At 70.5% G+C, this 8451-nt stretch carries 6 protein-coding genes; 3 read left to right on the plus strand and 3 right to left on the minus strand.

What is annotated here, in order from left to right; all coding sequences use genetic code 11:
• Positions 1-40: 40 nt before the first annotated feature.
• A complete protein-coding gene (locus G448_RS0112650) occupies positions 41-1084 on the minus strand; it encodes a LacI family DNA-binding transcriptional regulator (RefSeq protein WP_026408276.1) in 1044 nt (347 codons plus the stop codon).
• A 517-nt stretch (positions 1085-1601) separates the two neighbouring features.
• Between G448_RS0112650 and G448_RS0112655 the strand changes: the two genes are divergently transcribed.
• Together G448_RS0112655 and G448_RS0112660 are read left to right on the plus strand one after the other, a co-directional pair.
• Positions 1602-2768: an AI-2E family transporter gene (locus tag G448_RS0112655; RefSeq protein WP_026408277.1), complete on the plus strand. Its 1167-nt coding sequence runs from the start codon at positions 1602-1604 to the stop codon at positions 2766-2768.
• A 238-nt stretch (positions 2769-3006) separates the two neighbouring features.
• The gene (locus tag G448_RS0112660) at positions 3007-4500 is read left to right on the plus strand and encodes a CoA-acylating methylmalonate-semialdehyde dehydrogenase (RefSeq protein WP_026408278.1); all 1494 of its coding nucleotides are present in this window, start codon (positions 3007-3009) and stop codon (positions 4498-4500) included.
• Between the two features lie 48 nt (positions 4501-4548).
• Here G448_RS0112660 and G448_RS0112665 read toward each other — a convergent pair whose 3' ends face one another.
• Positions 4549-5511 carry an alpha/beta hydrolase family protein gene (locus G448_RS0112665; protein WP_026408279.1) on the minus strand — a complete coding sequence of 321 codons (963 nt, stop codon included), beginning with the start codon at positions 5509-5511 and terminating at the stop codon, positions 4549-4551.
• A 153-nt stretch (positions 5512-5664) separates the two neighbouring features.
• Complete coding sequence (locus tag G448_RS0112670) at positions 5665-6609, minus strand: ROK family glucokinase (RefSeq protein WP_026408280.1); 945 nt, start codon at positions 6607-6609, stop codon at positions 5665-5667.
• 535 nt (positions 6610-7144) lie between these two features.
• Here G448_RS0112670 and G448_RS0112675 point away from each other — a divergent pair.
• Positions 7145-8377, plus strand: a complete 1233-nt coding sequence (locus G448_RS0112675; RefSeq protein WP_245572332.1) for a hypothetical protein — start codon at positions 7145-7147, stop codon at positions 8375-8377.
• Positions 8378-8451: the final 74 nt, after the last annotated feature.

An 8451-nucleotide genomic window follows, 5' to 3' on the forward strand; every position in this document is an offset into this window, starting at 1 on the left:
GGCCGACGGAGCCCGGTCGCGATCGCCGCCCGCCGCGCGCTCACGGTGCGCCCGGCGCGGGGCCGGAGGAGGCTCGCGCCACCATCCGGGTGCGCACCGACTCACTGCGGGGAGGACCGTCCCGGCCCTCGCACCGGGAGATCGCCATGTCCACCGCCAGCGTCGCGACCGCGGCGGGCTCGCGGTCCACTGAGGTCAGGTCGAAGGCCCGGGAGGCCGCCCCACGGGTGTTGTCGAAGCCCGTCACGGAGATGTCGTCGGGCACGGACAGGCCCCGACGGGCCAGGGCCACGAGCGCGCCCTGCGCGCACTGGTCGTTGTAGCACAGGAGCGCCGTCGCCCGCCGTGGATGGCCGTCTCGCGCTGCGTCGGCCGCGTCGGCGCGAATGAGCTCGCCGCGCTCGATGAGGGCCAGCGTCGAGGCGAAGCCGGCATCGACGGTCGCCCCGCCGAGTACGACCCGCACCGACAGCGGGGTCCCCCGGGCCGTCTCCAGCAGGGTGAGCCGTCTCGTCCTGGCGGAGGTTCCCGCGGGGCCCGCGAGGTAGATCGCGGCCCGGTGCCCGGCCGCGACCAGGTGATCGGTGACCTCGGCGGTGCCGGCGAGATTGTCGCTGGTCACCAGATCGCAGGAGGCGAAGGGGCGTTCCTGGCCGATGACGACGGTCGGCATGCCCGTCTGCGGGCCGAGGCTCCCCAGGGAGCCCGGGTCGATGACGATGAGCGCCTGGCAGCGCAGCTGCCGCAGGGAGACGAGGGCGTCCGCGGCCGAGGTACTCCTGGAGATGCCCGCGACCACCGTGCGGTAGCCGCGGGCGGCGGCCGTGGCGAGGATGTGCTCGTGGTAGGTGAAGTGCAGATCCTGGTCCAGGCGGCACAGGAGCCCGATGATCCTGGGGCGCGACGTCCTCAGCAGCGTGCCCGCCAGATCGGTGCTGTAGCCGATGCGCTCGGCCTCGGCCTTGACCCGCTCGCGGACGGGGGTGCTGATCCGCGGGCTGTCCCGCAGGGCGAGCGAGACCGTGCTCGTCGACACCCCCAGCGCCCGCGCGATGTCGCGCAGCGTCAGCCGTGCCTCGCCCATCGGCCCCTCCTGGTGTGCGAGCGGCGCGCCGGCCGCCTTCCGGCGCACGCGATGAGAGCGAGCCGCCGTGGCCGATAGTAGTTCCCCGGCCGTCGGGCGTCCCGCTGCGGAGCCGAATCGGTCGGGATCGTCTTGGCGCGGCGTGCGGGGCCCGAGGGGGCGCGAGGGCGGGCGATCCGTCGGCTCCGTGCCTGGCGCGGCGCGCGGGGCCCGAGGGACTGGGGGCCATGGAGCGGATCGCGAACCCGGGGGCGGCGGGAGGGCCACTTCCGGTCGCGGCGTGGAAGTTGCCGAGACCCACGCGATCCGGGGGCGGCTGGAGCGCCGGGTCGGAAGTCCCATTCACCGGGAAGGGAGCCGCTATGATCGAGTCGGCTCGGCAACGGCGCCGAGCTACCCGACCTCCTCCCGATCGCCCGCCGGCCGAGCGGCCAGCGCCGCGCTCCCGGTCCCGGTCCTCGCGCGGCTCGCCAGCCTCCTGCGGTTCTGCGCGGGACGACCGTGGGAGGATGCGCGCATGAGCGACACCCCTGCGTCCGCCGCCGAAGGCCGGGAGGCACCCGCCGAGCGGCTCCAAGGCGAGGCCATCGTGATCATCGTCGCCGGCCTGGCCGTGAGCTGCGCCGGGATCTACTTCGCGCGCGCCCTGATCGGCCCGGCGTTCTTCGCCCTGACACTCGTCATCACCGTGCGCCCGCTGGTCAGCTGGGCCAGCCGCCACCACGTGCCCCGATCCATGTCCGCCGTGGGGGCGATCCTCCTCATCTACGCCTTCGTGCTGATGATGTTCGCGGCGCTGGGCGTCGCCATCGCCCAGCTCGTCGACACCCTGCCCGACTACGCGGTCAAGTTCCAGGCGATCTGGGTCGGCATCCAGGAGATGCTGGCGCGGTTCGGGGTCGACCAGTCCGCCCTGTTCGGCCAGATATCGCAGGCCATGGACACCGGCAGGATCGTCATGGTGGCCCAGGGGCTCCTCGCGCAGATCACGAACTTCGGCTCCATCCTGAGCGTCATGGCCCTGACGGTCATCTTCCTCATGTTCGACATGTCCCGTATCGAGGTGCGGGCTCAGGCGCTGACGATTCTCAAGCCCGGGATCGCCGGGGCGCTCGCGGACTTCGCCGGTGCGGTGCGCTCCTACTGGCTGGTGTCGACCGTCTTCGGCCTGATCGTGGCGGTCTTCGACGTCATCGCCCTGGGGTTCCTCGGGGTGCCGATGGCGGTGACCTGGGGCGTGCTGTCCTTCATCACGAACTACATCCCCAACATCGGCTTCTTCCTCGGGGTCATCCCGCCGGCTCTGCTGGCACTGGTGGATTCCGGGCCGTGGACGGCCCTCTGGGTGGTCGTCGCCTACTCGGTGCTCAACTTCGTCATCCAGAGCCTCATTCAGCCGAAGTTCACCGGCGACGCCGTCGGCCTCAACACGACGACGACCTTCCTGTCCCTGTTGTTCTGGAGCCAGGTCATCGGGGCGCTGGGCACCATCCTCGCCGTGCCGCTCACGCTCTTCGTCAAGTGCGTGCTCATCGACTCCGACAGCCGCTCGCGCTGGGTGGGGATCTTCCTGTCGGCCGGGGACAACCCGGTGCTGCGGCCCGACGAGCTCGATTCGCGCATCGCCGATGAGCTCGATCCGGACGACGGCGAGCTCGATCCGGACGATGACGCCGGCTCCTGAGGCATCTCGGATGCGATGCGGTCGGGCCCGGGGCGGGCACCGGATCGGCGTCGGTCCTGATCGTTCGGGCCCGCAGCCGGCGTCGTGCCGGCACGCGGCCGTCTGCCGGAAGATGATCGTTATGTAATGACAAATTGACAGAAACATCATATGCTCTGCATGGGCCGCGGGCGCGTCCTCGCGCGCGGCGGTCGATGACGACACGCAGAGACACCCACATGGTGTGAGGAGAGGGCGAATGAAGACGATTCCGCACTGGGTCGACGGCCGGTACTACGAGGGCGGCCCCATCGGGCGCCTCCCGGTGGAGAATCCGGGCACGGGCGAGATCGAGGGGGAGCTTCTCCAGGCCTCCGACGCCGACCTCGACCACGCCGTCGAGGTCGCCCGCCGCGCCCAGAAGAAGTGGGCCAAGGTCTCCCTGGCCAAGCGCACGGAGATCATGTTCCGCATGCGCCAGCTGGTCCTGGACCACCAGGACGAGATGGCCAGGCTGATCGTGGCCGAGCACGGCAAGAACTACTCCGACGCCGTCGGCGAGATCCAGCGCGGCCGCGAGACCCTCGACTTCGCCACCGCCATCAACGTGGCGCTCAAGGGAGAGTTCTCCTCCGGCGTCTCCACCGGCGTGGACATTCACACCCTGCGCCAGCCGGTCGGCGTCGTCGCCGGCATCTGCCCCTTCAACTTCCCGGCGATGGTGCCCATGTGGATGCACCCCATCGCCATCGCCACCGGCAACGCGTTCGTCCTCAAGCCGGCCTCGGCCACGCCCTCGGCGGCGCTGCTGACGGCCGAGCTCTACAAGGAGGCCGGCCTGCCCGACGGCGTCTTCAACGTCGTGGCCGGCAACCGCACCATGGTCTCCAAGGTCCTCGAGCACCCCGGCATCGACGCGATCTCCTTCGTGGGCTCCACCCCGGTGGCCCACATCGTGCAGAACACCGGCATCACCCACGGCAAGCGCGTCCAGGCGCTCGGCGGGGCGAACAACCACGCCATCGTCATGCCCGACTCCGACCTGGACTTCGCCGCCCAGCACATCTCCGCCGCCGCCTTCGGGGCCGCCGGCGAGCGCTGCATGGCCCTGCCCGTCGTCGTGGCCGTGGGCGGCTGCGGACCGGACCTGGCCCGCCGCGTCAAGGCCCACGCCGAGAGGATCAAGGTCGGCTACGGCATGGACGAGGGCGTCGAGATGGGCCCGGTCATCGACGCCAAGTCCAAGGAGTTCATCACCGGTCTCATCGACGACGCCGAGTCCCGCGGCGCCGAGATCGTCCTCGACGGCCGCCCGTTGGTGATCCCCGGTCACGAGAAGGGCCACTTCCTCGGCCCGACCATTGTGGACAACGTCCCCCTGGAGTCCTCGCTCTACACCGAGGAGGTCTTCGGGCCGGTCCTGGCGATCGTCCACGCCGACACCTACGAGGAGGCCATCAAGCAGGTCAACTCCTCGCCCTTCGGCAACGGTGCGGCCATCTTCACCAACGATGGCGGCGTGGCCCGCCGCTTCACCCTCGACGTCGAGGCCGGCATGGTCGGCATCAACGTGCCGATCCCGACGCCGGTGGCCTACTACTCCTTCGGCGGCTGGAAGGAGTCGCTCCTGGGCGACACCCACATCCACGGCCCCGAGGGCGTGAAGTTCTACACCCGGGCCAAGGCGGTCACCAGTCGCTGGCCCTCGGAGAAGACCTACGCCGCCACCATGTCCTTCCAGCGCGAGGAGTGACGGGTTCGCCGCCGTCGCGCAAGGCGGGCCGGGCGGCGGGCCCGGCACTCAGCCGCCGAGCACGCCGATGCGCTGCAGGTACGCGGCCGTGCCCCCCATGGCCCGGTCCCAGGCCTGCCCGGAGAAGCCGTGGCCCGCGCCGTCGATGGACAGGAGACCGGCGTCGGGGAAGGTTCCCTCGGCCCGCTCGGAGTAGCTGATGGGCGCGGTGGCATCGGCGGTGCCGTGGACGATGAGAACCGGTGAGGAGTAACGGGGCATATCGGCGTACACGTCGTAGTCCCACATGTCCTCGGCGTAGATGCGGCCCAGGCCGTACCCCCCGAGAGTGAGGGTCTCGGGGACGTTGTCCAGGGAGCCGAAGATGCTATGGAGATCATCGGTGATGGAGAAGGCCGGGTACCACAGAGCCAGACCCGCGACCTCCTCCGGGTGGCGGGCGGCGGTGATGGTGCTGACCGTTCCGCCCTGGCTGACGCCCTGCAGGACGATCCGCTGAGGATCGACGACGTCCCAGCCGTCGGCGGCGGATCGGGCGGCGGTCAGAACGGCTTCGAGATCGGCGACCTCGGTCATGACGGACATGCGGGTGGTGTCCCCGGCCTCCGGTCCGCCATTGCGGAAGGCGAAGCGGTAGGAGGCCAGCCCCAGCCCGGCGAGGGCCCGGGCCACGGGGTCGAGATCGTCGATGGAGCCGGCGAGCCCGTAGGAGCAGACCACCAGCGGAACGGGGCCGGCGACGGCGGGCACGTAGAGGCGGCCCGCCATGGCCTCCCCCTGGCTGATGACGGCCAGCTCCCGTTCCTCGTAGTCGTAGGAGGGCAGGCTCGCCGGATCGACGACATCGGGTGCGGCGGAGGTCGGGGTCGCCGCTTCCGTCGCCGAGTCGGTCGCGGCGTCGGAGGGCCCTCCGTCGGGGGAGCCGCGCCCGCAGGCGCTCAGAAACGTCCACGCCCCTGCCACCCCCAGCGCTCCGACGACGGCTCTGCGACTGATCGGTGATGCGGGCACGCCCTCCCCTCTCCCGGCCCCCGGGGTGGAGCCGCGCTCCGGGCACACTACCGCCTCGGCGGGACGGGGGCCATGATTCCGCGTCGGCGGTCCGGCCCTCGACGGAACGGGCGAACGCCGGGCGGTCGGTGCCGGCGCGCGGCCCCGCCGTCGTCAGTCCTGCCGGGCGAGATCCGCGGCGCCGATGATGCCCGCCTCCTGACCGGAGCTGGAGATGACCACGGGGATGGCGGGGCGGTGCACGCGCGCCGTCAGGTGCGCCTCGAGACTCTCCCGCACGGGGGTCAGCAGGATGATGCCGGCCTCGGTCAGGCCGCCGGCGAGGACGATGATCTCGGGGTCCAGCACGGCGCACAGGTCGGCCAGGCCCGCGCCCAGGGCGTCGGCCAGACGGGCGTAGCACTCCAGAGCGGCCGGGTCGCCCTCGCGGGCGGCCGCGGTGACGGCCTTGCCGGAGATCGTGTTCTGGTCACCGCCGGACAGCTCGATGATGCGCGCCGCGTAGTCGGGGCGGAACTTGGCCAGCTCCCAGCCGTTGACGCCCAGAGCGGTGCCCGAGGCGTAGCGCTCCAGGCATCCGCGCAGGCCGCAGCCGCAGGGGCGCCCGTCGGGCACGATGTTGATGTGGCCGATCTCCGCCGCGAAACCGGCTGCGCCCCGCACCAGTCGGCCGTTGATGATGACGGCGCCGCCCACGCCGGTGCCCAGGGTGACGACCAGGACGTTGCCCTTGCCGGCTCCGGCGCCGAAGCGGGCCTCGGCCCAACCCGCGGCATTGGCGTCGTTCTCGACGACGACGCGCTTGCCGGTGCGTCCGCCGACCTCGTCGGCGATGCGCGCGCCGGTCCAGTCGAGGTTGGTGCCGTGGACCATGGTGTTGCGGTCCGAGGAGGTGAAGCCGGCCGCGCCGACGCCGACGGTGGGGGCGTCGTACTGGGCGGCTAGCTCGTCGGCGACCGCGGCGATGGTCTCGAAGATGGCCTCGCGACTGGTGGCGGGGGAGTCGCGGCGCACGGTGGCCAGGACCACGCCCTCCTCATCGACCACCCCCGCCGCGATCTTCGTGCCGCCGACATCCACGCCGATGCTCAGTGCCATTGCTGCTCCTTGGGGTGCCGCCGACGTCCTCGCCGGCAAGGTGATGAGACCAGTGAAGTATCTCAGGTTCCGAGGCGTTCGCCGCACGCCGGTGGCGGCTTGTGCACGTGCGGGGCCGGAGCCGTCCGGGGGCGCGGTGGGGGGAGCCGTCCGGCCCTCCAGCCCTCCGAGGGCGCGGTGGCGACGGCGGCGCTGTGACGCGGCACGGGGTCCGCCCCTCCCGCTTCCGGGGGCGTGGCGCCGATCGCCGCGACCCGCTCGGGGTGCGCGGCGCGGGACTCCGGGGTCCGGAGCGGCCGGGCCGTGCGAGGACCGTGCGAGTCGAGGCGCGTTCCCGTGACCGGTCCGAGTCCCGGTGCTATGGTCTGGAGCCGTCCCCGTCCACAACGAACGAATAGCGATACGACACGTGTGAGAGGTTGTCAGATGTCGGGTCAGTCGAAGTGGGATCGTAGTCAGGTGCTGGTGGTCATATCGAGTTCGAGGTTTTCGTGGTACTCACGATATCCGCGGGCGGAATCGAATCCTTTTGGGAGTGGCGGGCAAGGCGCTTATTTTTCGGGGGGCAGTGGTTATGCCGATTGATACTCATCTGGATGCGACGCCATCGGATATCACGGCGTCGGCGACGGCGATCGGTAACATCAAGTCGCATGTTGATAGTACTGAGGATGATCTGATCAGCGCGCGCAAGAGCGTGTGCGAGTTGGAGGGATCGTCGGCCATAGCCGCCTCGGGGTCGATCTCCACGTCGGTCGCTGATTGCGAGAGCCTGGTATCGAATCTGGGGAGCTACAAGACGGCTCTTGACAACCTGGCGAGCGCTCTGAACAGCGTCAAGACGGATTTGCAGGGGATCCGAGACCAGGCGACCGCGGGTGGCCTGCTTCTCAATGGGGAGACCGTGTACGACCCGGCCACCGTCATGGCGGCGCCCGCAGACGGCGGTGGCGGCGCCAGTGGGGGGAGTGACAGTGATGCGGCGGCGAAGACCGCCCTCTACAAGAACCTGGAGACCCAGGCCAGCGATATCCGCCTCCGGGAGACCGAGGCCCGCCAGGCGTTCGCGGACGCCTGCAATGCGATAACGGATATCACCAATCCGGTGGCGAAGACCATCGTGGGGGTCGTCGTGCCCAATACGAAGGGCGGCGGCGCGAGGGCGGCGGTGAATGTTGCGAATTGGGCGATCGGCCGCGCATCGAATGCTGCTAGCTTGACGCGGGCCCTTGCTCTGCGGAAAACGAATGCGCGCGTGACGACAGAACTCGGCAATGGGAAGGTCAGGACCAGCCATAAGGCCGTCGATGGAAGAACCGTCGGCAGGACGCGGAGCGCCATCCACGATGGCGACCTGGGCAACTGGAAACCGGGTGCCGGAGCGGAGGACTCCACTGCTGCGAAGGTCGCCTCCGGGGCCGGCAGAGTCGGCAAGGTCCTCAAGGTGGCCGGTGTCGTCGGGGACGTGGCCAGTGGTGGAGTGGAGGCGTACGACCAGTGGAAGAAGGACTCGCATGACCCGTCGCTGGGCGACGGGGAGAAAGTCACCCGTGCGGCGGCGACTGGTCTGGGCACCGCTGGAGGCGCTTGGGCCGGCGGTGCGCTCGGAGCCAAGGTCGGCGCGGGCATCGGTGCGTGCCTCGGTGGTCCGGTGGGCGCCGCGGTCGGCGGCATTGCCGGCGGCATTATCGGCGGAGCCGTGGGATCGGCGGCTGGGAAGGCGATCGCAGACGGGGCCAAGGGGCTACTGCATAAAATGCTTCACTGAGGTCTTCGTGACGGGGTGATCGGGCGTGTCGAGTGTTGGAATGGGTTTTGGTTGTCTGGTGCTGGGCGGGGGGA

It is taken from the genome of Actinomyces gerencseriae DSM 6844, from assembly GCF_000429265.1.
Classification (GTDB): domain Bacteria; phylum Actinomycetota; class Actinomycetes; order Actinomycetales; family Actinomycetaceae; genus Actinomyces; species Actinomyces gerencseriae.